The following is a 26414-nucleotide window of genomic DNA, read 5'->3' as shown; positions in this document are numbered from 1 at the left end:
GAAGCTGGGGGGAGGCCATGGGCAAGCGTGACGTGCGCTGGGAGCGTACGGACGGCTACGTGCTGCGCCTCGCGCGGCGCGAGGACGTGGGAGCCTACCTTGACGGGTTCGAGGCCCTTGACCCAGAGGCCGTGCGCCTCACCGGGAGCGCGCCGAGCTACCCGCGGGAGGCCGTCCGCGACTTCTTCCTGCGCTGCGTGGACGACCCCACCCGCTACGACCTGCTCGTCATCGCGCCCGACGGGCGCGTGGTGGGGGAGAGCGTCATCAACGAGATCGACTGGGAGGCGAGAAGCGCCAACTTCCGGATCTGCCTCTTCGGCCCCGCCGCGCGCGGCCGTGGCCTGGGGACCTGGGCCACGTGCCTGACGCGCGACCTCGCCCTCGACGAGCTGGGGCTCCATCGGCTCTCGCTCGACGTGTTCTCCATCAACCCGCGGGCGCGCCACGTCTACGAGCGGGCGGGGTTCGTCGTGGAGGGCGTGCTTCGCGATGCCATCTACCTGGGTGCCGACGAGGGCTACTGCGACGACGTCCTCATGGCCATCGTCCGGGGGTAGCGCGCCTCGCGCCGCCGCTAGAGCGCCTCGCGAACCGCGAGGATGAACTCGCGCGTGCCGAGCGTCTCGGGGTTCGGCAGCGAGGTGATGCGCGCGAGGTCGCCGGTCATGCGGCCGGACTCGATTGTCTTGACCGTGGCGGCTTCCAGGCGGTTGGCAAAGTCCACGAGCTCGGGAAGCTCGTCCAGCTCGCCGCGCTTGCGCAGCGCCCCCGTCCAGGCAAAGATCGTGGCCACGGAGTTGGTGGACGTGGGCTCGCCCTTGAGGTGCTTGTAGTAGTGGCGCTGGACGGTGCCGTGGGCGGCCTCGTACTCAAAGTAGCCGTGCGGGCTCACGAGCACCGAGGTCATCATCGCGAGGCTGCCAAAGGCCGAGGAGAGCATGTCGCTCATGACGTCGCCGTCGTAGTTCTTGCAGGCCCAGATGAAGCCGCCCTCGGACTTGACCACGCGCGCCACGGCGTCGTCAATCAGCGTGTAGAAGTACTCGATGCCGGCCGCCTCGAAGCGCTCGCGATACTCGGCCTCGTAGATGTCCGCGAAGACGTCCTTGAAGCGGTGGTCGTAGGTCTTGGAGATCGTGTCCTTGGTGGCGAACCACAGGTCCTGGCCCGTGGAGAGGGCGTACTCAAAGCAGCTGCGCGCGAAGCTCTCGATGGAGGCGTCGAGGTTGTGCTGGCCCTGGACCACGCCCGGGCCGTCGAAGACGTGGACGAGCTCGCGGCGCTCGGTGCCGTCCTCGGCGGTGTAGACGAGCTCCACCTTGCCGGGTGCGTCGATGCGCATCTCGGCGTTCTTGTAGACGTCGCCGTAGGCGTGACGGGCGATGGTGATGGGCTTCTTCCAGCAGCTCACCACGGGGTCGATGCCCTTGACCACGATGGGGGCGCGGAAGACCGTGCCGTCGAGCAGCGCGCGGATGGTGCCGTTGGGGCTCTTCCACATCTGCTTGAGGCCGTACTCCTCCACGCGCGCGGCGTTGGGGGTGATGGTGGCGCACTTGACGGCCACGCCCAGGCGGCGGGTCGCCTCGGCGGAGTCCACGGTCACCTGGTCGTCGGTCCTGTCGCGGTTCTCAAGGCCAAGGTCGTAGTACTCGGTCTTGAGGTCGACGTACGGGCAGATGAGCTCATCCTTGATGATCTGCCAGATGATGCGGGTCATCTCGTCGCCGTCCATCTCGACGAGCGGGGTCTTCATCTCGATCTTGGCCATGTTCGCCTCCAGGTCGTAGCGGTCGCATGGAGCGTACCACGGCCCGAGGCCCGCGCGGGCGCACACCGGCAAGTTGAGACGTGCTGGACACAGACGGGGCCAAGGGGACCGTCAGGCGTGCGGGGCCGCGTCCTCGTCCCGCCCGGCGCAGAGCCAGGCGGGCTGGTCTGCGCTCAGCACGCGCGCGCACGCATAGGCGTCCGCGAGGGTGAGCGTGGCCACGGCGACATAGCCCTCGGGCGTGAGGGCCAGGGCGAGCGCCTGCCCCTCGTCGGGGACGAGCAGGCGCGCCTCGTCGGCGAAGGGGTCGTAGGCGCTCGTCGCGGCGCGCGGGCTGCGCGCGACGAGCGCGGCCCCGGAGAAGTCGGGGGCGGGCAGGCTCGGGTCGAGGGCCTGGAGCGCGGGCGGGACGGGCGTGCCCGCGCGCTCGGCGCCCGGGTCCGCGACAAAGCCCTCGAGCTGCCAGGGGATGTCGCCGGGAATCGCGGCGAGCTCGGCGGCGACGGGCTCGCCGCCTGCCGTGAGCAGGCCCGTGTCCAGGCGCAGCCGCGACGCGCCGCCCCCTCGCGCAAGCGTCCCCGCCGCGGCGTCGCGGGCGAGGGTCATCGTGAGGTAGGCGCGCAGGACCCAGCGTCCCTGGCCCCAGTCCTCGGGGGCCGCGAGCGAGGAGAGCCGCTCGAGCACCTCGTCCCAGGGACCGAGCACCACCGTCTGCGTGAGCGTGCGGAGCGGGTCCTCCCTACGCTCGCCGCCCTCCGCCGCGGCCGCGGCAAAGCCCGACCACGGCCCGGTGGGGGAGGCGGCGAGCCCCTCAAGGCCCACCTCGGCGGGCTCGCCGGCGTCGACCTCGACGAGCGCCCAGCGCTTGCCGGCCACGGCGCGCGCCGAGCGCCTCAGCGTCACGCGGACGGGCGTGACGCCGTCTGCCTGAAGATACCTCAGCGAGAAGGACACGTTGCTGCGCGTGCCCTCCAGCGCCCCTGTCGCCCGCGCCGCGCGGAAGTCCTCCTCGAGGGTGGAGAGCGGGTCAACGTCGACGGGGAGGACCTGGTAGAGCAGGCTGAGCTGCTCGCTCGAGCATCGGACGTCGGCATGGAAGTCCCGGGGCAGGTCCGCCTGCACGCGGGGCACGACGTCGGGCTCCGGCTCCGGGGAGGGCGCCTCAGCGGCCGCGGCCTCGCCTGCGGGCGCGGGGTCCTCGGGTCCGAGCGGCGCCTCCTCGGGCTCGGGGACGTAGGTGATGGTGAGGGTGATGGGCGCGACCGCCGGCGCCGGGGTGGGCGCGGGGGGCTCGGCCGCGGCGCCGGGCGCAAGGTCTGCCCCCGTCTTATCCGGGGCCTCGGCCGCCGGTGCGGGCGCCTCCTCGGGCTCGGGCGCCGGGGCGGTCCCGTCGACGCTCGCATCGACGGGACCGCCCGCGTGCTCCGCCGTGCCCTCGGCCGCAGGGCCGCTCGGCTCGGCCGTCGCGTCCGTCGCCGCGCGGTCCCCCTCGCCCGCCGGCTCGTCCGCCGGGGCCTTGGCGGCCGGCTCCGCCGGGCGCTCGACGTGCCGCGGCCGCACGGGGCGGAGCGCCTTGGCGCCCTTCCTGCGCTTCCAGGGTTTTCCCTGGGCTGCGGCCCGGTCGCCGGCGTCCTTCTCGCCTGCCGCGAGCGCGCGGTCGTACTCTTCGTTGGGAAGGACCGTCGCGTAGACGTAGCCCTTCTTGAAGACGGTGAGCTTGATGAACTCGGGGAGCGCCTCGCAGAGCGCGCGCATGTCGGCGCAGCCCACGTCCTCGGGCGCGAGTCCGTCCGCGCGCAGCGCCTCCTCGGCTCGGGGCAGGAGCGTCTGCCGACCCGCGCCGAGCTCGCGCGAGAGCAGCTGGTAGAGGTACAGGCGGTTGCCGGGGGTCAGCTTGGGCATGGGGAGGTCTCTCCTCTGGGAAGGCGGGGGCAAAAAACGCGAACCTCTACCTTACTACCCGGACCGTGCCCGGGCGACCTTGATTCCCCGAGCGGTCGAGCCTCAGCGGCCGCCCCGCGCCGCCTCCTTCGCGGCGCGGTTGCGGAGGTTCGTCACCGTCGCCTGCATCCCGTGGGGCGCGTAGGCCAGCCCCTCGAGCTCGTCGAGGCTGCGGGGGAGATAGGCCGCAAGGGAGAGCTCGGCCGTCTGCTCGACGTGCGCGGGCTCCGGGCCCGGCGTCGCCGCCAGCGCGCAGACCCGCGCCCCCTGCGCACCCAGGCGCTCCTCGTACTCGCTCGTGGGCTCCCCGGGGAAGTCCGCGCGGGCGTCGCGGCTCGACCAGGCGAGCTCGTAGCCCGCAAGCGGCACCTGCGTGAGCATGAAGTCAAAGAGCGGCTGGCTGTCCGTGCGCAGGCGCACCTCGCCCGTCGGGGAGAGGACGTGCCGGAAGTCCATGAGGCGCTCCACCGAGGCCATGCGGCGGTGCGCGTCGCGCTTGCGCGGGAAGGGGGTGGGGAAGTTGAGGTAGATGAGGGAGAGCTCGCCGGGCGAGAAGTACCGCGTCACGTCGAAGCCGCTCCCGGGGACCACCACCACGTTGGAGACGCCGCTCTCGCAGACGCGCTGCGCGGCGTAGGCGACGCAGATGGGCTCGGAGTCCATGGCAACGAAGAGCACGTCAGGGTTCCTGCGGGCGGCCTCGACGGCAAAGGCGCCCTTGCCGCAGCCAAGGTCGAGCCGCACCTCCCGAAAGGCCTCCCCGCCCTCCCCGGCGCCCTCGGCCCCGATGCCCGGGAAGCACGCGCTGGCCCAGCGGCCGCGCAGACCTGCGGGCACGAGCTCGATGGCGTCGGCGTAGCGCTCGATGCGCTCCTCGAGCACGAAGTTCTTGGGAAGGCGGGCGTGCAGGCCGTGCGGCATGGCGTCTCCGTTTCAGAGGGCTTGGTCGTGGGTCACAAGGCGAGGGGGCGCCGGCCTACAGCAGCTCGTCGAGGGTCGCGCCGTAGGAGGGAAGGAACTCGGCCACGAAGTCGGCGACCTCGGGCAGCTCGCGCGCCATCTCGTCGACGGCGGCGCGGCAGGTGCGCTCGGCGCTCGCGAACTCGGTGTTGCCGGAGCGGGCCTCGTCGACGCACTTGATGAGGGCGGAGACCTTGTCGGCCGCCTTCACGAGGCGGCGCATGAGCGGCTCGTCCCCGGGGTTCTTCTCGCCCCAGAAGACGTCCTCAAGGGTGGGGCGCAGGTCATCGGGCAGGGTCTCGAGCAGCCGTCGCTCCGCCTCGTGCTCGACGGCCCGGTAGGCGTCGCGGATCGTGCCGTCGTGGTACTTCACGGGCGTGGGCATGTCCCCGGTGACGATCTCCGAGGCGTCGTGGTAGAGGGCCACGAGCGCGGCGCGGTCGGCGTCGAGGTGCCGGCCGTGGCGCACGTTGCCGATCACGCAGAGCATGTGGGCGATGAGCGCGACCTCGAGCGCGTGCTCGGAGAGGTTCTCGGGGCGGGAGCTGCGCATGAGCGCCCAGCGCTCGATGTACTTCATGCGGGAGAGCAGGGCCAGGAAGTGGGACCCGCGCGGCCCCTGGGGGTCGCGCGGGCCCGGCTGCGCTGCGGGGGAGGGCGTCACGAGTCCTGCTCCTCCTGGGTGCTCTGGAGCGTGGCCATGAGGGCGGGGATGACCTGCTTCTTGCGGCTCACGACGCCCGGGAGCATGGCGATGCCGTCCTCAGGCTCCACGTCAAAGGCGCGCGCGATCACGTCGGCGGCGCCCTCGCCGTACCAGAGGACCTCGCTCGAGGAGCTCTTGACGTCCGTGAACAGGTAGAAGATCAGCGGGAGCTCCTCCTGGGCGGCTGCCTCCTTGAGGTAGGGGCCCACGAGCGCCTCGGCGGCCTTGCGGCTGTTCTCGGTCATGTAGGTGCCCTGGCCCACGCCAAACTTGACGTTGCCGCGCGAGAAGACCTTGAAGTCGCCGTGGAAGACCTCCTCGGCGGTGCGACCGGTGAGGTCGGCGCCCGCCTCGAACATCTCGTCGGCGTAGGTGGCAATGTCGACGCCCGCGATCTTGGCGAGGGCCTCGGCGGTGTCACGGTCGACCTGGGTGCAGGTGGGGGAGCGGAACGCGAGCGTGTCCGAGAGGATGGCGGAGAGCATGAGGCCGGCGATGTCGCGGGGGATCTCCACGCCGTTCTCGCGGTACATCATGGAGACGATCGTGCAGGTGCAGCCCACGGGCATGTTGCGGAAGTAGGCGGGGCCGGCGGTCTCGATGGAGCCGATGCGGTGGTGGTCGATGATCTCCATGATCTCGGCCTGCTCGAGGCCCTCGACGGACTGGGAGCGCTCGTTGTGGTCCACGAGGATGACGTGCTTCTTCTTGGCGGACAGCAGGTTCGGGGTGCTGAGCAGGCCCACGTACTTGCCCTCCTCGTCGATGACGGGGAAGAAGCGGTGGCGGCTCTTGGCCATCATCTTGCGGGCGTCGTCGATGGAGGTGTTCACGCTCACCTTGAGGATGCCCTCGGAGAGCATCTTGGCGCGCACCGGGATGGACATGGAGATGAGGCGCGCGGCGGCGTAGGTGTCATAGGGCGTGGCGATGATCGCGCACCCGCGACGCTCGGCGGCGGCGACGACGCGGCTCGACACCTGGGCGCTGCAGCAGATCACAAGGCAGCTCGCCTCGCACTCAACGGCGAACTGCTGCGTCTCGTAGCGGTTGGTCACCAAGACGATGTCGCCCGGCTTGACCGTGTCCTCCATCATCTCGGGCGTGGTGCCCACGCAGACGTTGCCGCCCTCGACGCGCGCCGTGGGGTCGCCAAGGATCATCTCGCCGTTGAGCGTGTCGACGATGCTGGCGTAGCAGGTGCTCGAGTTGCCGATCACCGCGTTGTCGAAGACGTCCATGTTGGCGTTGGCGATGTCCTTGACCGCGATGAGGCCCTCGAGGGTGCGGTTCTCGTCGGTGATGCAGAGGGTGTCGACCTTGGTCTCGCGCATGAGGTTCCAGGCGGAGAAGAGGCTCATCTCCCCGTCGATGCCGCCCTGGCGCTGAATCTCGGTGTCCTTGACCTGCGGGGCGACGGAGGTGATGAGCTTGGGCTCCTCGAAGCCAAAGCGCTTGAGGACAAAGGCCGTCTCGCGGTTGACGGTGCCCGCGCGGCGCGCCTCGTAGATGGTGGTGTGCTCGATGGCGTTCTTGAGGTATGCGTAGCTGATGGCCGAGCAGATGCTGTCCGTGTCCGGATGCAGGTGGCCGATGACGTTGACCTTGCGGATTCCCTCAGGCATGGATGCTCCTTGCGTGCGCGGGTTGGTTGTGCTTGTGACGATTGTGCCACGCTCGGGCCCGTTGTGGTCCCCGTTTCCGGAAAAGACGCAATCGCGCACACCTCATGGCAAAAGCGGAGGGGCGGCGCGTTGTGGCCGTCGCCTGGCGGGAATAAGGGACTATAGGCCCTGGCGCCGCCGGCGCCGCGTTCCGGGAGGTGGTCGCATGAGGCTAAGTCGCCCCGCTTCCGTTGCGCTTGACGCGCTGCTGTCGACGGCGTGCTGTGCGGTCGGCTATGCCGCGCTTCGGCTGGGGGGCTCCCCGGTCGGGTTCTGGGTGGGGATGGCGCTTGCCGCGGCCCTCATCTACGTGGCGCGCCGGTGCCTGCTCGCCTCCGCGCCCACGCCCCATGGCTCGCTCGCGCAGGCGGCGCTCGTCTTTGTCTGCGCTCACGTGGCGGCCAACCTCGTCGCGCCCACGGGAGTCCTGGTCCAGCCGGACGGCACCGCGGCTTCGACCGGGGCCCTCGAGCACGACCTCGCCTGGCTCGCCGCGGCCCTCCTCATCTGCTGCGCCGCCGCGGTCGTGTCAGAAGTGACGAGGCGGCCCGTTTCGGCGTAACAGCGGCGGCGCGGCGCGTTGCGGCCGTCGCCTGGCGCTGTCCCGTCGCGCGCCGGTCCTTCTTGCCCCGCCGTCCGTCCCGCCGCACGCCCCGCCCGCGGACCCGATTGTTTCCGGTCCGAATCCTTCTGGAGACGTCGCGTCGCGCTGTGGCATAGTGCGGGATAGAGCGCCCATGGGGGGCGCGCCATCCCAAGGGGGTCCAGCATGACACGGCACGAGGCTGCTGACGTTCGAGTTTCCGGGCGCATGGGCGCGCCCGTCCTTCTCGGCGGCCGAGACCTGCTGCTGGCCGCCCAGGACCTACTCTCGCTAGCCGGCGCGCGCTAGGGCTCTTACCACACCCTTGCGCGCGCATCTGTGCCGCCGCCCCTTGGGGCGGGGCACTTTTTTTCAGCGGCGCTCGCGCTGTCGACCCCTCACGCGACACGAGAAAGGCAACGGCCATGACCAGGAAGATTCACATCTTTGACACCACGCTGCGCGACGGCGAGCAGAGCCCCGGAGCCTCCATGAACACCGAGGAGAAGCTCGTCATTGCCCAGCAGCTCATCCGCATGGGCGTGGACGTCATCGAGGCGGGCTTTCCCATCTCCTCGCCGGGCGACTTCCGCTCCGTGCAGGAGATTGGCCGGCTGGCCGGTGACGACTGCGTGGTCTGCGGCCTCACGCGCGCCGTGGAGAAGGACATCGACCGCGCGGCCGAGGCGCTGGCCTGCGCCAAGCGCCCGCGCATCCACACCGGCATCGGCGTGTCGCCCTCTCACCTGCGCGACAAGCTGCGCATCACCGAGGACGAGTGCGTCGAGCGCGCCATCCACTGCGTGGAGTACGCCAAGAGGTACGTCGAGGACGTCGAGTTCTACGCCGAGGACGCGGGCCGTGCCGACCAGGCCTTCCTCGAGCGCGTGATTCAGGCCGTGGTCAAGGCCGGCGCCACCGTCGTGAACATCCCCGACACCACGGGCTACCAGCTGCCCGAGGACTTTGGACGGCGCATCAAGGGCCTCAGCGATAACGTCATCGGCATCGAGAACGTCATCATCTCCGTGCACACCCACAACGACCTCGGCATGGCCACGGCGCTCGCCCTCCAGGGCGTCAGATGCGGTGCCCGCCAGATCGAGTGCACGATCAACGGCCTGGGCGAGCGCGCCGGCAACACCGCCCTCGAGGAGGTCGTCATGGCGATCAAGATGCACGGGCAGGAGCTCGACGCCCACACCGACATCGTGACCACCGAGCTCACGCGCGCGAGCCACCTCGTCAGCCGCATCACGGGCATGAGCGTCCAGGCCAACAAGGCCATCGTGGGCGCCAACGCCTTCGCGCACTCCTCCGGCATCCACCAGGACGGCGTCCTCAAGGCCCGCAACACCTACGAGATCATCGACCCCGCCGACGTGGGCGCCGCCGGCTCCGAGATCATCCTCTCGGCGCGCTCCGGCCACGCGGCGCTGCGCCACCGCCTGGCCGAGCTCGGCTACACCTTCGACGACGCCGAGTTCGACGAGGTCTACCAGCGCTTCCTGGAGATTGCGGACCAGAAGAAGGAGGTCTACGACGAGGACCTCGAGTCCATGGTCCAGGAGCGCCAGCGTGACGTCGCGGCCGTCTACACGCTCGAGGCGCTGCAGGTCTCCTGCGGCGACCCGCTGATCCCCACGGCCACCGCCACGATCACCGACGAGCTGGGCGTGAAGCACGTGGTCGCGGCCACCGGCACCGGCCCCGTTGACGCCGCCTACCAGGCCATCGACAAGGTCGTGGCGGTCCACGGCGACCTCGCGGAGTTCTCCGTCAAGGCCATCACCCGCGGCATCGACGCCATCGGCGAGGTCACGGTGCGCATCACGGCCGAGGACGGCAAGGTCTACACCGGTCGCGGCGCCGACAACGACATCATCGTGTCCAGCGCCAAGGCCTACGTGAACGCCATCAACCGCATGATCCAGACCACCCGCGCCAAGGAGGGCAAGTAGCAGCTAGTAGTTGTTCTCGCTGCCGTAGCCATCATCGAGCTGCCGCCGGCGCCGTCCTTCTCGCCCGGCGATTTCCGAGCGAAGCGAAGTGAGCCGGGGAGAAGGACGGCGCCGGCACCACGGAAGGAGAGACATGGCACGTCCCATGACCATGGCCGAGAAGATCCTCGCCGCCCACGCCGGGCTCGAGGAGGTCGTCCCCGGCCAGCTCGTCGAGTGCGACCTCGACCTCGTGCTCGCCAACGACATCACGGCCCCCATTGCCATCAAGACCGTGCGCGAGATCGGCGCCGGCGTCTTTGACCGCGACAAGATCTGCCTCGTGCCGGACCACTACGCGCCCAACAAGGACATCAAGAGCGCCGAGCAGACCAAGGTCACGCGCGACTTCGCCCACGAGCACCAGATCACCCACTACTACGAGCAGGGCTGCATGGGCATCGAGCACGCGCTTCTCCCGGAGCGCGGCATCGTGGTGCCCGGCGACCTCGTGATCGGCGCGGACTCCCACACCTGCACCTACGGCGGCATCGGCGCCTTCTCCACCGGCGTGGGCTCCACCGACGCCGGCGTGGGCATGGCCACCGGCCGCGCCTGGTTCAAGGTGCCCGAGACCATTCGCATCGAGGTCGAGGGCGAGCTGCCCGAGGGTGCCTCGGCCAAGGACATCATCCTCTACGTCATCGGCAAGATCGGCGTGGACGGCGCGCTCTACTGCGCGATGGAGTTTGCCGGCTCCACGATCGAGGCGCTCTCCGTGGAGGGGCGCCTCACCATCGCCAACATGGCCATCGAGGCGGGCGGCAAGGCGGGCCTCTTCGAGGTGGACGAGAAGTGCCGCGAGTACGTGACCCGTCGCACCCAGCGCCCCTTCGTCGAGTACCACCCCGACGCCAACGCCGCCTACAAGCAGGTCATCCACATCGACGCCGCCGACGTGGTCCCGACGGTGTCCTGGCCGCACCTGCCCTCCAACACCCATCCCGTGACCGAGAGCCGCCACATCAAGATCGACCAGGTGGTCATTGGCTCGTGCACCAACGGCCGCATCGAGGACATGCGCGCCGCGGCCGAGGTGCTCTGCGGCCGCACCGTCGCCGACGGCGTCCGCTGCATCGTCATCCCCGCCACGCAGGGCGTCTGGCTCGAGTGCGTGCACGAGGGCCTCATGGACATCTTCGTGAACGCCCACTGCGTGGTCTCCACGCCCACCTGCGGCCCCTGCCTGGGCGGCTACATGGGCATCCTGGCCGCCGGCGAGAAGTGCGTCTCCACCACCAACCGCAACTTCGTCGGCCGCATGGGCGACCCCACCTCCGAGGTCTACCTGGCGAGTCCCGCCGTCGCGGCCGCCTCGGCCGTCGCGGGGCACATCGCCCTGCCCTCGGACCTGTAGCGTCTCTGGGCCGTCCGGGGTTCTTCTCGCCAGCTCACTTCGCTTCGCTCAGAAGTCGCTGGACGAGAAGAACCCCGGACGGCAGCACTTCTATCCAGGCGGTGGAGGTCCCGCGATGGCGCGGTCCGCAAGGCAGCTCCTCTTACCGCCGGGTTTTATGCACGCTTCGCGGGGTCGTGGGACATGCCCCGCGCGCAGTTTTGCGCAGCAACTGTTTGAGCACGGGGCATGTCCCACGACCCGGGCACGTAACGAGGAGGAAGACCCATGCAGTTCAAGGGAACTGTCTTTAGGTACGGACGAGACATCGACACCGACGTCATCATTCCGGCGCGCTACCTCAACACCTCTGACCCGGCGGAGCTCGCCAAGCACTGCCTCGAGGACCTCGACCCCACGTTCGTGAGCCGCGTGCAGCCGGGCGACATCGTGGTCGCGGACGAGAACTTCGGCTGCGGCTCCAGTCGCGAGCACGCGCCCGTGGCCATCAAGGCGGCCGGCGTGTCCTGCGTCATCGCCAAGAGCTTCGCGCGCATCTTCTATCGCAACTCGATCAACATGGGCCTGCCCATCCTCGAGTGCCCCGAGGCCGTCGACGCCATCTCCAACGGCGACACCGTCTCCGTTGACGCGGACACCGGCACCATCACGGACGAGACCACGGGCGCCACCTTCCAGGCGCAGCCGTTCCCGCCGTTCATCCAGGAGATCATCAACGACGGCGGGCTCGTCGCGCGCACCAAGCGCGTGCTTGCCGAGAAGGGCGGTAACTAGTCATGGCGTCTGCGACCTATCACGTCTGCACCCTGCCGGGCGACGGCATCGGGCCCGAGATCATCGCCGAGGGCAAGAAGGTCCTCGCGGCGCTGGGCAAGAAGCACGACGTCGAGTTCGTCTGCGAGGACCAGCTCATCGGCGGCGCGGCGATCGACGCCACCGAGGCCGCCGGCGGCCCCGTCTCGGCGCTCCCGCCCGAGACGCTCGAGGCGGCGCGCGCGGCCGACGCGGTTCTTCTCGCCGCGGTGGGCGGGCCCAAGTGGACCGACACCCGCGTGGGGGCCGTGCGGCCGGAGCAGGGCCTGCTTGCCATCCGCAAGGAGCTCGGGCTCTACCTGAACCTCCGCCCGGTGCGCATGTTCGACGCGCTCATCGACGCCTCCACCCTCAAGCGCGAGGTGCTCACGGGCGTTGACCTCATCATCGTGCGCGAGCTCACGGGCGGCCTCTACTTTGGCGGCCACGAGCGCATGATGGGCGTCGAGGGGGCCGGCGTGGGCGGAGCGCGCGGCGAGTACGCGCGCGACATCCTGGAGTACTCCGAGTACGAGGTCGACCGCGTGGTTCGCTGGGCCTTCGACGCGGCGCGCCGCCGCCGCGGCAAGGTGCACTCCGTGGACAAGGCCAACGTGCTCGACACCTCCCGCATGTGGCGCGAGGTCGCGCACAACATCGCCGCCGAGTACCCCGACGTCGAGCTCGAGGACATGTACGTGGACAACGCCGCGATGCAGCTCATCGCCAACCCGGCTCAGTTCGACGTCCTCGTGACCGAGAACACCTTCGGCGACATCCTCTCCGACGAGGCCTCCATGCTCACGGGCTCGCTCGGCATGCTCGCCTCCGCGAGCCTGGGCGACGGCACGGCGCTCTACGAGCCGAGCCACGGTTCGGCGCCCGACATCGCGGGGCAGGGGATCGCCAACCCGATCGCGCAGATCCTCTCGGTTGAGCTCATGCTGCGCTACAGCTTTGGCATGGACGCCGCCGCCGACGAGCTTGCCGCCGCGGTCACGCGCGTGCTCGACGAGGGCTGGCGCACCGTGGACATCGCCGACGAGGCCACGCCGGCTGACCGCGTGCTCGGCACCGTCGCGATGGGCGACAAGATCGTAGAGGCCCTGGGCTAAGGTCCGGGCTGCCGTTTGGCCGGAGGGGCGACGCGGTGCCAGGAGCCGCCGCGCCGCCCGCCGTCCGTCTACGCCGTGATCTCCACCTGATTGCCCTCGGGGCCGAGGACGCAGGACTCGTAGTAGCCGTCGCCCGTGGTGCGCGGCCCGCTCACGACCTCGTATCCCGCGGCGGCGAGCTCGGCGGTGAGGCGGTCGACCTCGGCCTCGGAGCCCACGGAGAACGCAAGGTGCGCCCAGCCGGTGCGCGCGAGGTCCTTCTCGGCGTCCGTCATGTCCGGACGGGTCATGAGCTCGAGGCGCGCCCCGTCGTCAAAGGTGAGAAAGTGGGAGCGGAAGCCCGTGCGCGGGTTGTGGTAGCCCTTGTCCGCGGCGGCGCCGAAGAAGCGGACGAAGAACTCGCGCGCGGCCTCGAGGTCGTTCACGTAGAGGGCGGCGTGCTCGATTCTCATGGCGAGCCTCCTGTTCTGGCCGGAAGGGGATGGGGGTATCCTAGCAGAGGATAGCTGCGACGAAGGGACTCCCATGACCTACGACTTCACCACCATCCTGGAGCGTGCGGGCCACGACGCCCTCGCGCTCGATGCCATCGGCGCGCCGGGCTCCGGCTACCCTGCGCCCGATGCTGGCTTTGACCCCATCCCCATGTGGGTGGCGGACATGAGCTTTCCCGTTGCGCCCCCGATCACCCGCGCCATCGAGGAGCGCCTGAGGCACCCCACCTTTGGCTACTTCCGTCCGAGCGAGGCCTACTACCAGGCCATCATTGACTGGCATCGCGATCGCAAGGGTGTGGGCGACCTCGAGCCGCGCCACATCGGCTACGAGAACGGGGTGCTCGGCGGCGTGGTCTCGGCGCTCACGTCCTTTGCGGCGCCGGGGGACCCGGTGCTCGTGCACAGCCCCACCTACGTGGGCTTCACGCACGCGCTCGAGGACAACGGCTTCAGGATCGTTCATTCGCCGCTCGTGCGCGACGAATCCGGCACCTGGCGCATGGACTTCGAGGACATGGAGCGGCGCCTCGCCGAGGAGCGCATCCACGTGGCCATCTTCTGCTCGCCGCACAACCCCTGCGGGCGCGTGTGGGAGCGCTGGGAGGTCGAGCGCGCGATGGAGCTCTTCCGCGCCCACGACTGCGTGGTCATCTCCGACGAGATCTGGTCCGACATCGTGCGCCCGGGGTACGAGCACGTCCCCACGCAGTCGGTCTCCGCAGACGCGCGCGAGCGGACGGTCGCGCTCTACGCGCCGAGCAAGACCTTCAACCTTGCTGGCCTCATAGGCAGCTACCACGTCATCTACAGCGACTATCTGCGCGATCGCGTGGAGTCCAAGGGCGCCAAGCCCCACTACAACAGCATGAACGTGCTCTCGCAGCACGCGCTCATCGGCGCCTACGGCCCCGAGGGTCGTGCCTGGGCGGACGAGCTCAACCAGGTCATCGCCGGCAACGTGGACTGGGCGTGCGACTTCATCGAGCGGCGCCTGCCGGGTGTGAGCGTCTTCCGCCCGCAGGGCACCTACATGCTCTTCCTTGACTGCTCGCAGTGGTGCGAGAAGAGCGGGCGCACGCTCGACGACCTCCTGCGCGCCGGTTGGCGCGTGGGGGTCTACTGGCAGGACGGGCGCGCCTTCAACGGGTCCTGCCACATCCGCGTGAACCTCGCGCTGCCGCTCTCGCGCGTGCAGGAGGCCTTCGAGCGGCTGGCCGAGCACGCCTTCGGGAAGCTGGCGACGGCGTAGGGGGACGAGGGGCTGGGCCGGTGCCCGTGTGCCTGAGCGGTTCTGCCGGCCGTCACGCCCCCCCGTTGCGTACGGGGTGCCCGGCAGCTCCCGCCTCGTCATCCCGCTTGCGCTAGGCCAGCGCACCGCTCGCAAAGCCCTCGTCCACCCGTTGCTGGAAGAGGGGCCCCACGCGGTTCTCCTCGTCGGGAATCATGCGCGCGTACGCCACGAGGTCATGTGCCGTGGCGATGACGGGGCGCGCCGCAAGCTCGCGCGCCTGCTCGACGATTGATGGCAGGGCGCCCGCGACGGGCCTGGGGGAGAGGTGGAGCGTCATGCCGCTTGGGACGATGCCGCCCTTGAAGGGGAGGAGCGTGAGGAGGTCGAGCGAGGGCGTGCCGTGCACGTGCTCGTCCGCGGGGTCCTGCATGGCGCCTACCACGAAGAGCCGGTCCTGGTTCATGGCCACAAGCCGGTCCGGGGTGGCGTCCAGAACGCAGAAGGCGTCGCGCAGGGCGTACCGCCAGGGGCGGGCCACGGCAAGCTGCTCCCTGGAGAGGCCCCGTGGGTTCTCGCGCACGAAGTCCGCCACGAGTGCGCGCCTCCGCCAGAGCTCCTCGGACACGCGGCCGCCGTTTGCATAGATCATGAGCGGGTTCTCGGGGCGCACGCGAAGCGTCTGCGGTCGGACGACGTGCAGCTGCTCGTTGGCGTAGACGAGCAGCGCGTTGAGCGTCGTGTAGAACAGCTCGGCGTCCTCCTCGCTCATGTGCGCGTAGGGCGGCTGGGTTCCGTGCAGGGCCGTGCTGACGATGCCAGACAGGACGGACATGGGCTCCTCCTTCTCGACGGGGTGCGAAGGAGCCTAGCAGGTAGGACGCGAGCGTTGTCTTTCGGCTGGCTGACGCGATTCTGCACAGGGAGGTCAGGGCCCCGTCCGATGACGGGGCGCCCCGAGCGTATCCGCGGGAGGTGGCCCCAGGTCGGCGGACGGTAGGGTAGGTTGCGTAGTTGATGTTTAACCCGAGGGGGCCTCACTTTTTGTCGCGCCGTGGCGCGTGGCGCCTACTCAATCGAGTGAGAGGAGAAGACGGGGTCGTCCTGCCACCAGACCACCTCGTCGCCCGGGGCCCTCAGCGTGGCCGGCACGTCGATGATGCGCTGGTTTGATGAGCCACGAAAGCGCAGCGTGATGTCGTGCCTGGCCTCGACGAAGGGGCCGTCCACGAGGACGTCGAGCGTGTCCAGGATGCGGTCCGTCACGTCGCCCAGGTTCCAGGGACCGCCGGGCGCAAGCTGCTCCCAGGTGTGGCCTGAAAAGAGCCAGATGCTCTTGGTGGCTCCAAAGCGCTCGCGCACCGCCTCGAGAAAGCCCACGAGCCCGGCCTGGTTCTCCGGCTCCATCGGCTCCCCGCCCAGGATGGTGAGCCCGCTCACGTAGGGCGTGTCGAGCGAGTCCATGATTCTCTGGGCAACGTCGTCCGTGAAGGGCTCGCCCGCCTCGAAGCTCCAGGCCTCCTCGTTGAAGCACCCCGGGCAGCCCAGGCGACACCCCGAGACAAAGAGCGTCGTGCGCACCCCCACGCCGTTGGCGATGTCGCAGTACTTGATGTTCGCGTAGTTCATGGGCGCTTCTTTCGGGGGTCGTTTCGGGTTTGCCCTGTGCCGAGGTGATCCCAGGGCACCGTCGGGTGCAATCTTAGCGTTCTGGTAGTGATATGGCCGCCATGACGTGCAGCTTCGACGTTTTGGTAGTGGGCTTTTCCGCCCGTAGGGCGGCCTCGTGCCAAGATTGGCGGGGAAAGGCCAGCTTATGATGAAATGCTTCGTGCCAATCCGCGCCCAAGGGCCCCTATGTCCACTACCAGAAGGGCCAAACTGCACTCACTTAATGGCAAGTCACTACCAGAAGGGACTTTCTGCGCCATGCGGCCCGCCTGAGACCCGCTGGAAGGCGGGCGCGGGCGGGCCGCATGGTCACGGGCGTCTACAGGTGCAGCACGCGGTCGCGAATCTCCTCGGTGCGACCCTGGTTCCAGAACTGGGTGCCAATGTAGCCGCAGGTGCGTCGGGCGACGTTCATCTTGGACTGGTCGCGGTTCCCGCAGTGCGGGCACTCCCAGACGAGCTTGCCGTCGTCCTCCACGATTTTGATCTCGCCGTCGTAGCCGCACACCTGGCAGTAGTCGCTCTTGGTGTTGAGCTCGGCGTACATGATGTGGTCGTAGATGTACTGCATGACGGAGATGACGGCCTCGAGGTTGTCCTGCATGTTGGGGACCTCGACGTAGGAGATGGCCCCGCCGGGGGAGAGGCGCTGGAACTCGGACTCAAAGCGGAGCTTCGTGAAGGCGTCGATCTCCTCGGTCACGTGGACGTGGTAGCTGTTGGTGATGTAGCCCTTGTCCGTGATGCCCGGGATGATGCCAAAGCGGCGCTGCAGGCACTTGGCGAACTTGTACGTGGTGGACTCGAGCGGCGTGCCGTAGAGCGAGTAGTCGATGTCCTCGGCGGCCTTCCACTCGGCGCAGCGGTCGTTCATGTGCTGCATCACGGCCAGCGCGAACGGTGTGGCCTCTCGGTCGGTGTGGCTGTGGCCGGTCATGGCGCGCACGCACTCATAGAGCCCCGCGTAGCCAAGGGAGATCGTGGAGTAGCCGCCGTAGAGCAGCTTGTCGATCTTCTCACCCTTCTTGAGGCGGGCGAGCGCGCCGTACTGCCAGAGGATCGGCGCCGCGTCCGAGGTGGTGCCGAGCAGGCGCTCGTGACGGCAGCGCAGGGCCCGGTGGCAGAGGTCGAGGCGCTCGTCGAAGATCTGCCAGAACTTGTCCATGTCACGGCCCGCGGAAAGCGCCACGTCCACGAGGTTGATGGTCACGACGCCCTGGTTGAAGCGGCCGTAGTACTTGGGCTTGCCCGGCTCGTAGTTGCCGGCGTTGGCCACGTTGCCAAAGCCGTTGCCCGAGCGGTCCGGCGTGAGGAAGGAGCGGCAGCCCATGCAGGTGTAGCAGTCTCCGTTGCCCTCGGTCTCGCCCGCCGACAGCTTGTACTCCTTCATCTTCTTCTCGGAGATGTAGTCGGGCACCATGCGCTTGGCGGTGCACTTGGCCGCGAGCTTGGTGAGGTAGAAGTACGGGGTGCCCTCGCGGACGTTGTCCTCCTCGAGCACGTAGATGAGCTTGGGGAAGGCCGGCGTGATCCAGACGCCCTCCTCGTTCTTGACGCCCTGGTAGCGCTGCTTGAGCATCTCCTCGATGCAGAGGGCGAGGTCGGCCTTCTCCTGCTCGTTCTTGGCCTCGTTGAGGTACATGAAGACCGTGATGAACGGCGCCTGGCCGTTGGTGGTCATGAGGGTGACGACCTGGTACTGGATGGTCTGGACGCCGCGGGCGACCTCCTCGCGCAGGCGCCGCTCGACGATCTGGGAGAGCTTCTCCTCGCCGGGGTGGGCGTCGATGGCCTCCATCTCGGCCTCGACCTGGCGGCGGATCTTCTTGCGCGAGACGTCGACGAAGGGTGCGAGGTGCGTGAGCGAGATGGACTGCCCGCCGTACTGGCAGGAGGCCACCTGCGCGATGATCTGAGTCGCGATGTTGCAGGCGGTGGAGAAGCTGTGCGGGCGCTCGATGAGGGTGCCCGAGATCACCGTGCCGTTCTGCAGCATGTCCTCGAGGTTGATGAGGTCGCAGTTGTGCATGTGCTGCGCGAAGTAGTCCGAGTCGTGGAAGTGGATGATGCCCTCGTTGTGGGCCTCGACGATGTCGGCGGGGAGCAGCTCGCGCATGGTGAGGTCCTTGGAGACCTCGCCGGCCATGTAGTCGCGCTGGACGGAGACCACCGTGGGGTTCTTGTTGGAGTTCTCCTGCTTGACCTCCTCGTTGTTGCACTCGATGAGGGAGAGGATCTTGTCGTCGGTGGTGTTCTTGTGGCGCTTCTGGTTCTGCACGTAGCGATAGATGATGTAGCGACGCGCCACGTCAAAGTGGTCGAGGGCCATGAGCTGGTCCTCGACGAGGTCCTGGACCTCCTCGACGGTGACGGTGTGGCCGGCCTCCATGCACTCGTCGGTGACGTTCAGGGAGGCGAACTTGATCTCGCGCTCGGTGAGGCGCTCGTCCTCGGGGGCCTCGAGGTTGGCGGCGCGGATGGCGTTCTCGATCTTGGAGATGTCAAAGGTGACCTCCGAGCCGTTGCGCTTGATGATCTTCATGCGGGCCCCTCTCGCTGAAAAGGCGCGCCCTGGGGGACGCGCCCAAAGTCGTAGATTGCGTGCTAGAAGCTACTATGACACAAGTTCTAGTGTCCTGGTGTCGACAACTACACTAGATATTGATGAGAAGAAGTTGAAGGCTGTTGATAAGTCATATCCGTGCAGGTAGGCATAATGCGCCCAAAAAACCTTTTTTCTAATTGCCCTACACGAGATTTTGACCCTTCCGTGGAGCTCCCTGTGAACGCTTTGAAACGCCCGGCGACCGGCGGGCCGCCAAGGGCTACAGTGTTTGGGAGGATGGCATGGTCGTCCGTTGGTGGGACATGACGGGTCGCGTCGCGTCCGGCCGACGGACAGAGGGGAAAGGTGCCCATGGAGTTCTCCAGGCGACTCGACCTGTTTGGCAGCGAGGTCTTCGCGTCGCTCAACGCGCGCCGCCGCGAGCTGGAGGCCGCGGGGCGGAGGGTTTTCGACCTCTCGGTGGGAACCCCCGACTTCGAGCCTCCCTCCCACGTGATAGAGGCCCTGCGCGCGAGCGCGGCCGACCCGGCCAACTGGCGCTACTCGCTTCACGACAAGGATGAGCTGCTCGACGCCGTGTCCTCCTACTACGAGAGCCGCTTCGGCGTCTCGGGCATCACGCGCGACATGGTCATGAGCTGCCGGGGCACGCAGGAGGGCCTGGGGCATGTGGTTGCCGCGCTGGCAGACCCGGGCGACACCGGCCTGGTCCCGGACCCGTGCTACCCCGTCTTCCAGAACGCCACGCTGCTCGCCGGCGCGCGTCCGGCCTACTACCCGCTCACGGCCGAGCACGGCTTCCTGCCGCACCTGGCCGACATTCCCGCCGAGGTCGCCGACGCCGCCAAGTACCTCATCCTCTCGCTTCCCGCCAACCCCGTGGGCTCGGTGGGCACGCCGGAGGTCTACGAGGAGGCCATCGCCTTCGCGCGCGAGCACGACCTCGTGGTCATCCACGACAACGCCTACTCCGACATCGTCTTTGACGGCGAGCCCGGCGGCTCCTTCCTGGCCTATCCCGGCGCCGCCGAGGTGGGCGTGGAGTTTCTCTCGCTCTCCAAGTCCTTCAACGTGACGGGCGCGCGCCTGTCCTTCCTCGTGGGCCGGCCCGACGTGGTGGCCGCCGCCCGCAAGCTCCGCTCCCAGGTGGACTTTGGCATGTTCTACCCCGAGCAGGACGCCGCCATCGCCGCGCTCACCGGGCCGCGCGACTCCGTCGAGCGCCAGCGTGCGCTCTACCAGGAGCGTCGCGACGCCCTCTGCGACGGCCTCGAGGCCATCGGCTGGGAGCGGCCCAACGCGCACGGCTCGATGTTCGTCTGGGCGCGCCTGCCGCAGGGGCGCACCGACTCGGTATCCTTCTCGCTCGAGCTCATGGAGCGCGCGGGCGTGATCGTGACGCCGGGCGCGAGCTTTGGCCCCTCGGGCGAGGGCTACGTCCGCATGGCGCTCGTGCTGCCGCCCGACGGCCTGCGCGAGGCCGTGGCCGCCATCGCCGCCGCCGGCATGTAGCGTGCTCGCGCCGAGCAGGGAGGAGCGCATGGGCAAGAGGAACCTGGCCCCCTGGGCCGCCCCGGCGCCGGTGCGCGCCGTGTTTCTGGACGTGGACGGCACGATGCTCAGCCACGCGCGCAACGTCGTGCCCGCCTCGACGCGCGCGGCCGTCCGCGCGCTCGCGGAGGCCGGCATCATGCCGATCCTGGCAACGGGTCGCACGAGCTACCTGCTCGACATGGTCGACCTCACGGACTTTGCCGGCGCGATCACCTTCAACGGCCAGCTCGTCGAGGTGGGAGGGCGCGTGCTGCACTCCAACCCGCTTGACGCGGACGACGTGGCGGCCGTGGTGGGGGAGGTGCGCCGCGGGACCTTTGCGTGCCTCTTCATGGAGCGCGACCGCATGTACCTGAGCTCCTCCAACGCGCGCGTGCGTGCCATGGAGGAGCTCACGCACAACCACTTTGAGCTCGGGGACGTCTCCTGGGCGCTCGAGCACGACGTCTACCAGCTCAACGTCTTCCTCGCCCCGGGCGAGGAGCGCCTGCTGCTCGACGTGACCCGCCACTGCAAGACCACGCGCTGGAGCGAGCTCTTTGTGGACGGCATGCCGGACGCGGGCGGCAAGGACGCGGGCGTGCGCATTGTCATGGACGAGCTCGGGCTCGACCCGCGCGAGTGCGTGGCCTTTGGCGACGGCGGCAACGACGTGGACATGTTCGGCGTGGTGGGCACGTCGGTGGCCATGGGGAACGGCGGCGCCGACGCCCGCGCGGCCGCGACGTACGTGACCGACGGCGTGGACGAGGACGGCATCTGGAACGCCTGCGTGCGCCTGGGCCTCATCGACGGCCCAGTTCTCTGACGGCGCAAAAGGGGGCAGGCCCCTTTTGCGCCGTTTTGGACAGATAGGAGGGAGCGTCACATGAGTGGCGGGGAGTTCCAGGACCTGGTGGCGGCGTCGCGAACCTACCGGCGCTTCAGCGACGAGCGCGTGGGGCCCGCGGTGCTTGCGGACCTCGTCGACGCGGCGCGCCTGGCGCCGTGCGGCAACAACATGCAGCTGCTGCGCTTTCGCGTGGTGGGCGAGAGGGACGCGTGCGACGCCGTCTTCCCGCACCTGCGCTGGGCCGCCCTCTACAAGGACTGGGACGGCCCCTCCGAGGACGAGCGCCCGCACGGCTACGTGGTGATCTGCGTGCCGGAGGGCCTTGCGGACAACCCCATCCGCCTCATTGACGTGGGCATCGCGGCGCAGACGATGGCGCTTTCCGCCTGCGCGCGGGGCCTCGGCTGCTGCATGCTACGCAGCTTCGACGCGGGCCTCGCCGAGGAGCTCGCGCTGCCGGAGGGCCTGGTCCCGGCGCTCGTGCTGGCCGTGGGCGGCCGGGGCGAGCGCGTGCTGCTCGAGGGGCCCGACACCGAGCACGGCCTTGCCTACTGGCGCGAGCCCGACGGCACCCACTGCGTGCCCAAGCTGCGGCTGGAGGACCTGCTCGTCTAGAGGGTCGTGCCGCTTCGTGCCGCCAGGGTCGCATAACCCGACACATTCGGCGAGATTTGGCCAAAACTGTCGGGTTATGCGGCCTGGGTCCCGCTACCTGGCTCCGTCCAGGCGCTCCTGGATGACGGGCCAGAGCGCGATGGGCCCCAGGACGAGCAGGGTGGCGAGCGTGGCAAGAAGGACGTAGAGCTGCTGGACCATCATGGACCCCTTTCTCCGGCTTGTCGGGACCATTGTCCGGCGCCGGCCGACGGGGTGCCATCGCACAAGGTTGCGCGTGCCTTATGCTTTCGCAAGGTTCGAGGGGGGCCGCACCCCTAGGCGAAGGCGCGATGGAGGCGCGAGCGTCCCTCGGCGTTGGTGAAGGCGATGATCTTGTCGCCCGCGGCGAAGCGGGTGCCCCCCTTGGGGACGATGATGTCGCCCCCGCGGTCGATGGCCACGAGGATGGTCTGGCCGGGCAGCTTGACGTCGCGCAGTGCCTCGCCCACGACGTGCGAGCCGGGCCGCACCTCCACGCGCACGACGGCATGGCCGTCCTTGCCAAGGCGCAAGATCGTGAAGACGTCTTTCAGGTCGAGCCCCTCCTGCACGGAGCGCGCGAGGATGTCCGCCTGGTTGATGCCCACGTCGACGCCCATGGACTCGTTGAACATCCAAGCGTTGGCCGGGTCGTTCACGCGCGCCACCACGCGGCTCACGTTGTACTCCATCTTGGCGAGGGTGGAGACCACGAGGTTGACCTCGTCGGAGCCCGTCGCCGCCACCACGACGTCGGCATGGAGGATGCCGGCGCGCTCGAGGGTGTGCGGGTCGGCGCCGTTGCCGAGGATGACGTCGCGCTCGCCGAACCGGTCGCGCAGGTGGGGCACGAGCCCCTTGCGGGACTCGATGATGCGGATGCGGTAGCCGTCCTCGGTGAGCAGCGCCGCGAGATGGATGCCGGTCTTTCCGCCGCCAACGATGATGATGTCCATGGCCCCTCCTTACGCGCTCGTGCCGAGCATGTAGCGGAACTTCGCCGAGGCGCTCGACGCCACGGCCGCGTAGATGACGTCCCCGTGCTCCAGGACGGTCCCCAGGGTGGGGATGAAGGTCTCGTTGTTGCGCGAGACCGCCACGACCTCGACCTCGCCGATGGCCGTGACCTCGCGCACGGGTCGCCCCTCGAGAAGGGCCGGGACGTCGCTGCGCACGAGCTGGACGTCCCCCGACCCGATCTCCAGCACCGTGTCCATCTCCTGGTAGGTGATGAGCTCGCAGGCGTGGCGGATGCCCCAGTCGGTGGTGGAGATGGTCTGGATGCCCAGGCGTCGATACGTCTCTGCCTTGCTGATGTCGTAGAGCCGGGCGATCACGCGCGGCACGCGGTAGGTTCCGCGCGCGATGCGCGCGATGACGATGTTGGCCTCGTCGGAGGAGGTGCAGGCGATGACGGCGCTCGCGCGCTCCACCCCCGCCTCGGCGAGGACCTCCCGGTCAAACCCCACGCCGACCACGCGCCTGCCGGCAAAGCCCTCGTCGAGCTCGTCGAGCTCCCCGGCGTCGCGGTCTATGACGGTGACGTCGTGCCCCTGGCGGCTCAGGCGCTCCGCGAGCCCGCGTCCCATGTGGCCCGCGCCCACTACGATGACGTTCATGGCACTACCTCCCCTCGGCGCCCGCGCGGCGCCGCTTGACGTGACGGAACAGGGCCTTCCGGGCCTCCTCGACCGCGAGCACGATCGGCGGCAGGCAGCAGAGGAACGCGTAGTCCCAGACCCCGAGCGGGCTCGTGTGGAACACCGCCTGGAAGGGCGGGAAGAGCGTTATGAACACGATAAGGCAGACCTCGAAGACGATGCCGACGTTGATGTGGCGGTTGGAGAAGAGCCCCCGCGAGAAGACCGAGGCGGTCTCGGTGCGGCAGTTCAGGACCTGGCCGATCTGGGCGAACACGATCGCCGCGAGGCACATGGTCGTGGCGCGCACGTAGACGGGGTCGAGGTCGGCGGCCACGCCGAACATCTCGAGCCCCGGGGCCCACCCGGCCTCCAGCTGCGCGAAGAGGTAGGCCGCCATGGAGACCACGCCGCCCATGAGCCCGTACCAGAGGAAGGCCTTGCGCATGAGCTTGCCCGTGAGCAGGGGCTCTTTGGGGTCGCGCGGCGGGCGGTCCATGACGTCTGCCTCCGGCGCCTCGCACCCCAGGCCCAGGGCCGGCAGCATGTCCGTGCCAAGGTCGATGGTGAGGATCTGCATCGTGGTGAGCGGCAGCGGCACGGCGCCCCCGGAGAGCAGGTAGACGGCCGAGGGCACGGCCTCGGGCATGTTGGAGTTCAGGATGTAGAGCATGAACTTGCGGATGTTGGCGTAGACCGCGCGGCCCTCCTCGATGGCGTGGACGATCGAGGCGAAGTTGTCGTCGGTGAGGACCATGTCGGCGGCCTCCTTGGCCACGTCGGTGCCCGTGATGCCCATGGCCACGCCGATGTCGGCCTTCTTGAGGGCGGGGGAGTCGTTCACGCCGTCCCCCGTGACGGCCACGATCTCTCCCATCTGCTGGAGGTTCTCGACCACGCGCAGCTTCTGCTCGGGCGCCATGCGGGCAAAGACCACCTCGCCGGAGAGGGCCTCCTTGAGCTCGTCGTCGCTGATGCGCTCGAGCTCCACGCCCGAGAGGACCCGCGGGCGCTCGCCGCGCACGATGCCGATCTTGCGCGCGATGGAGACGGCGGTGAGGCCGTAGTCGCCGGTGATCATGATGACGCGGATGCCGGCGCGCCGGCACTGCTCCACGGCGTCGGCGACCTCGGGGCGCGGCGGGTCCTGCATGACCGTAAGGCCCACGAAGACGAGGTCGCGCTCGACGTTGTCCGGCTCGTAGGCGCTCACGGAGCGCGGCAGCGTCTCGTCGTCGGCGCGCAGCGGGCGGTAGGCCACGGCAAGGACGCGCAGGCCGTCGGCGGCGTAGGAGTCGTTGGCCGCCGCGATCTTCTCGCGCAGCTCGTCGGTCATGGGGACCGTCTGCTCGTAGGCGCGGCAGCGGGTCGAGAGGCGCAAGATCTCGTTGGGGGCGCCCTTGACAAAGGCCACGCGACGCGCGCCGTCGAGCTCCTCCGGCAGCTGGTGCACCGTCGTCATGCGCTTGCGGCGGCTCTCAAAGGGGAGCTCGCGCACGCGCGGCCACGCCCGCTCCTGCTCGGCGGGGTCCACGCCCGCCTTCTGGGCGGCCACGAGCAGGCAGGCCTCGGTGGGGTCCCCGAGCACGGTGTAGCGCCCGCCCTCCTCCTCGGGCGGGAGCAGGCGCGCGTTGGAGCAGAGCGCCCCGCCGGCCACGAGCAGGCGCAGGTCGTCGTCATGGGCGGCCTGTATGCGGTGGCCCGCCACGCGCACCTCGCCCTCGGGCCCGTAGCCCACGCCCGTGACCTCGTACTCGGCCGTCACGGTCCAGAGGTGGTTCACCGTCATCTCGTTCTGCGTGAGCGTGCCCGTCTTGTCCGTGCAGATGACCGAGCACGACCCGAGCGTCTCCACGGAGTTGAGCTTCTTCACGAGGGCGTTTCTCTTGCTCATGCGCTGGACGGCCATGGCAAGCGAGAGCGTCACCGTGGGCAGGAGCCCCTCGGGGATGAAGGCCACGACCATGCCGAGGGAGAAGATGAAGGCCGCCGCGAGCTCGCTTCCCACGAAGAGCTGGTCAAGGGCGAAGAAGCCCACGCCCATGCAGGCCGCGAAGACCGTGATCTGCTTGGTCGTGCGGTTGAGCTGCAGCTGCAGCGGGCTCTCGGCCTCCTCCATGTTCTGCGTGAGGTGCGCGATCTTGCCGAACTCCGTGTCCATGCCGATGCGCGTGACCACGACGCGCCCGTTGCCCTCCGAGACCGAGGTCCCCGCGAACACGAGGTTGGGCGTCTCCGCCTGCGTGAGGTCCTCCTCGAGCACGGCGTCCGACGTCTTGCGCACGGGGTTGGACTCGCCGGTGAGCGTTGACTGGTTGACCTGCAGGTCGCTCGCGCGCACCACGCGGGCGTCGGCGGAGATCTTGTCGCCCTCCGCGAGCACCATCACGTCGCCGGGCACGAGGTCCTCGGCCAAGATCTTCTGCTCCTGGCCGTCGCGGATGACGGTGGCGTAGGAGGGGAGCATCTTCTTGAGGGCGTCCGTCGCCTTTCCGGCGCGGTACTCCTGCCAGAAGCTGAAGCACCCGTTGATGAGGTTCACCATCCACACCGCCACGCCCAGCTCCGGTAGCCCCGCCACGAAGGCGATGATTCCGGCCGCCCACAGCAGGCACGCCATGAGGTGGGTGAAGTTGGAGAGAAACGCCAGGACCGGGGACTTCTTCCTCTCGGTCTGGATGAGGTTCTTGCCCTGCTTTGCCTGACGGGCCTCGGCTTCTGCCTGCGTGAGCCCCGCCGCAGAGGTCCCCAGCGCCGAGAAGACCCTGTCCGCCGTGAGCCTCTGCACGGCGACGGGCTGCGTCTGACCGGTGGCCATCATCGCGCCCTTCCTACTCGCTGCTGTCGTACGCGGCTAGGGTAGGTCAGCGCGAGCCGGTCGTCCGCGACGGGCGGGCA

At 69.1% G+C, this 26414-nt stretch carries 23 protein-coding genes; 11 read left to right on the top strand and 12 right to left on the bottom strand.

The genetic code is table 11. The annotated features are described in order from the left end of the window. Positions 1-17 precede the first annotated feature (17 nt). The gene (locus B5F84_RS07805) at positions 18-560 is read left to right on the top strand and encodes a GNAT family protein (RefSeq protein ID WP_087322508.1); all 543 of its coding nucleotides are present in this window, start codon (positions 18-20) and stop codon (positions 558-560) included. A gap of 17 nt (positions 561-577) precedes the next feature. On the opposite strand, the gene B5F84_RS07800 is transcribed toward B5F84_RS07805, so the two are convergent. From B5F84_RS07800 to B5F84_RS07780, 5 genes are all read right to left on the bottom strand, one after another. After that, a complete protein-coding gene (locus tag B5F84_RS07800; protein WP_087322487.1) occupies positions 578-1774 on the bottom strand; it encodes an NADP-dependent isocitrate dehydrogenase in 1197 nt (398 codons plus the stop codon). A 111-nt stretch (positions 1775-1885) separates the two neighbouring features. After that, complete coding sequence (locus B5F84_RS07795) at positions 1886-3676, bottom strand: hypothetical protein (protein WP_087322485.1); 1791 nt, start codon at positions 3674-3676, stop codon at positions 1886-1888. A gap of 102 nt (positions 3677-3778) precedes the next feature. Then, a complete protein-coding gene (locus B5F84_RS07790; RefSeq protein ID WP_087322482.1) occupies positions 3779-4636 on the bottom strand; it encodes a methyltransferase domain-containing protein in 858 nt (285 codons plus the stop codon). Between the two features lie 55 nt (positions 4637-4691). After that, positions 4692-5339 carry a 5'-deoxynucleotidase gene (gene yfbR, locus B5F84_RS07785; protein ID WP_255375241.1) on the bottom strand — a complete coding sequence of 216 codons (648 nt, stop codon included), beginning with the start codon at positions 5337-5339 and terminating at the stop codon, positions 4692-4694. Then, a complete protein-coding gene (locus B5F84_RS07780; protein ID WP_087322480.1) occupies positions 5336-7006 on the bottom strand; it encodes a putative manganese-dependent inorganic diphosphatase in 1671 nt (556 codons plus the stop codon). Before B5F84_RS07780 ends, yfbR begins: the two co-directional genes overlap by 4 nt. Before the next feature lie 205 nt (positions 7007-7211). Here B5F84_RS07780 and B5F84_RS07775 point away from each other — a divergent pair, with 205 nt between their 5' ends. From B5F84_RS07775 to leuB, 6 genes are all read left to right on the top strand, one after another. Further along, complete coding sequence (locus B5F84_RS07775; protein ID WP_087322479.1) at positions 7212-7607, top strand: hypothetical protein; 396 nt, start codon at positions 7212-7214, stop codon at positions 7605-7607. A gap of 207 nt (positions 7608-7814) precedes the next feature. Next, positions 7815-7937: a hypothetical protein gene (locus B5F84_RS09755; protein WP_255375240.1), complete on the top strand. Its 123-nt coding sequence runs from the start codon at positions 7815-7817 to the stop codon at positions 7935-7937. A gap of 116 nt (positions 7938-8053) precedes the next feature. Continuing rightward, the gene (locus tag B5F84_RS07770; RefSeq protein ID WP_087322476.1) at positions 8054-9589 is read left to right on the top strand and encodes a 2-isopropylmalate synthase; all 1536 of its coding nucleotides are present in this window, start codon (positions 8054-8056) and stop codon (positions 9587-9589) included. A gap of 133 nt (positions 9590-9722) precedes the next feature. Beyond that, positions 9723-10985, top strand: coding sequence for a 3-isopropylmalate dehydratase large subunit (leuC, locus tag B5F84_RS07765; RefSeq protein WP_204205538.1), 1263 nt, complete (start codon positions 9723-9725; stop codon positions 10983-10985). Positions 10986-11252: 267 nt separating this feature from the next. Further along, a complete protein-coding gene (gene leuD, locus B5F84_RS07760; RefSeq protein WP_087322474.1) occupies positions 11253-11759 on the top strand; it encodes a 3-isopropylmalate dehydratase small subunit in 507 nt (168 codons plus the stop codon). Between the two features lie 2 nt (positions 11760-11761). After that, positions 11762-12892: a 3-isopropylmalate dehydrogenase gene (leuB, locus tag B5F84_RS07755; protein ID WP_087322472.1), complete on the top strand. Its 1131-nt coding sequence runs from the start codon at positions 11762-11764 to the stop codon at positions 12890-12892. A 68-nt stretch (positions 12893-12960) separates the two neighbouring features. Here the strand turns inward: leuB and B5F84_RS07750 are convergent, their stop codons facing one another. Further along, positions 12961-13344 (bottom strand): VOC family protein, encoded by a 384-nt coding sequence (locus B5F84_RS07750; protein WP_087322470.1) that lies wholly within the window; start codon positions 13342-13344, stop codon positions 12961-12963. A 73-nt stretch (positions 13345-13417) separates the two neighbouring features. Between B5F84_RS07750 and B5F84_RS07745 the strand changes: the two genes are divergently transcribed. After that, a complete protein-coding gene (locus tag B5F84_RS07745; RefSeq protein ID WP_087322468.1) occupies positions 13418-14638 on the top strand; it encodes an aminotransferase class I/II-fold pyridoxal phosphate-dependent enzyme in 1221 nt (406 codons plus the stop codon). 112 nt (positions 14639-14750) lie between these two features. Here B5F84_RS07745 and B5F84_RS07740 read toward each other — a convergent pair whose 3' ends face one another. The 3 genes from B5F84_RS07740 to nrdD form a co-directional block, all read right to left on the bottom strand. Further along, a complete protein-coding gene (locus tag B5F84_RS07740; RefSeq protein ID WP_087322466.1) occupies positions 14751-15452 on the bottom strand; it encodes a hypothetical protein in 702 nt (233 codons plus the stop codon). A gap of 233 nt (positions 15453-15685) precedes the next feature. Continuing rightward, positions 15686-16246, bottom strand: a complete 561-nt coding sequence (gene nrdG / locus B5F84_RS07735; protein ID WP_087322464.1) for an anaerobic ribonucleoside-triphosphate reductase activating protein — start codon at positions 16244-16246, stop codon at positions 15686-15688. 361 nt (positions 16247-16607) lie between these two features. Next, positions 16608-18830: an anaerobic ribonucleoside-triphosphate reductase gene (gene nrdD, locus B5F84_RS07730; protein WP_087322462.1), complete on the bottom strand. Its 2223-nt coding sequence runs from the start codon at positions 18828-18830 to the stop codon at positions 16608-16610. A 375-nt stretch (positions 18831-19205) separates the two neighbouring features. Here nrdD and B5F84_RS07725 point away from each other — a divergent pair, with 375 nt between their 5' ends. The 3 genes from B5F84_RS07725 to B5F84_RS07715 are packed head-to-tail and all read left to right on the top strand — an operon-like array spanning position 19206 to position 21855. Beyond that, positions 19206-20366: an aminotransferase class I/II-fold pyridoxal phosphate-dependent enzyme gene (locus B5F84_RS07725; protein WP_087322460.1), complete on the top strand. Its 1161-nt coding sequence runs from the start codon at positions 19206-19208 to the stop codon at positions 20364-20366. Positions 20367-20394: 28 nt separating this feature from the next. Then, a complete protein-coding gene (locus B5F84_RS07720) occupies positions 20395-21216 on the top strand; it encodes an HAD-IIB family hydrolase (RefSeq protein ID WP_087322458.1) in 822 nt (273 codons plus the stop codon). Between the two features lie 60 nt (positions 21217-21276). Beyond that, positions 21277-21855, top strand: a complete 579-nt coding sequence (locus tag B5F84_RS07715) for a nitroreductase family protein (RefSeq protein WP_087322456.1) — start codon at positions 21277-21279, stop codon at positions 21853-21855. Positions 21856-22172: 317 nt separating this feature from the next. Here B5F84_RS07715 and B5F84_RS07710 read toward each other — a convergent pair whose 3' ends face one another. From B5F84_RS07710 to B5F84_RS07700, 3 genes are read right to left on the bottom strand one after another with little or no spacing between them, the layout of a single operon-like run. Then, the gene (locus tag B5F84_RS07710; RefSeq protein WP_087322455.1) at positions 22173-22832 is read right to left on the bottom strand and encodes a TrkA family potassium uptake protein; all 660 of its coding nucleotides are present in this window, start codon (positions 22830-22832) and stop codon (positions 22173-22175) included. A gap of 9 nt (positions 22833-22841) precedes the next feature. Further along, positions 22842-23495: a TrkA family potassium uptake protein gene (locus tag B5F84_RS07705; protein WP_087322454.1), complete on the bottom strand. Its 654-nt coding sequence runs from the start codon at positions 23493-23495 to the stop codon at positions 22842-22844. Between the two features lie 4 nt (positions 23496-23499). Continuing rightward, positions 23500-26304 (bottom strand): cation-transporting P-type ATPase, encoded by a 2805-nt coding sequence (locus B5F84_RS07700; RefSeq protein ID WP_204205537.1) that lies wholly within the window; start codon positions 26302-26304, stop codon positions 23500-23502. Between the last annotated feature and the right edge of the window lie 110 nt (positions 26305-26414).

The sequence above is a fragment of the Olsenella sp. An290 genome (genome assembly GCF_002159535.1).
Lineage (GTDB): Bacteria > Actinomycetota > Coriobacteriia > Coriobacteriales > Atopobiaceae > Thermophilibacter.
Note: the sequence above shows the minus strand (reverse complement) of the source record. Positions and strands in the feature narration are given on the sequence as shown.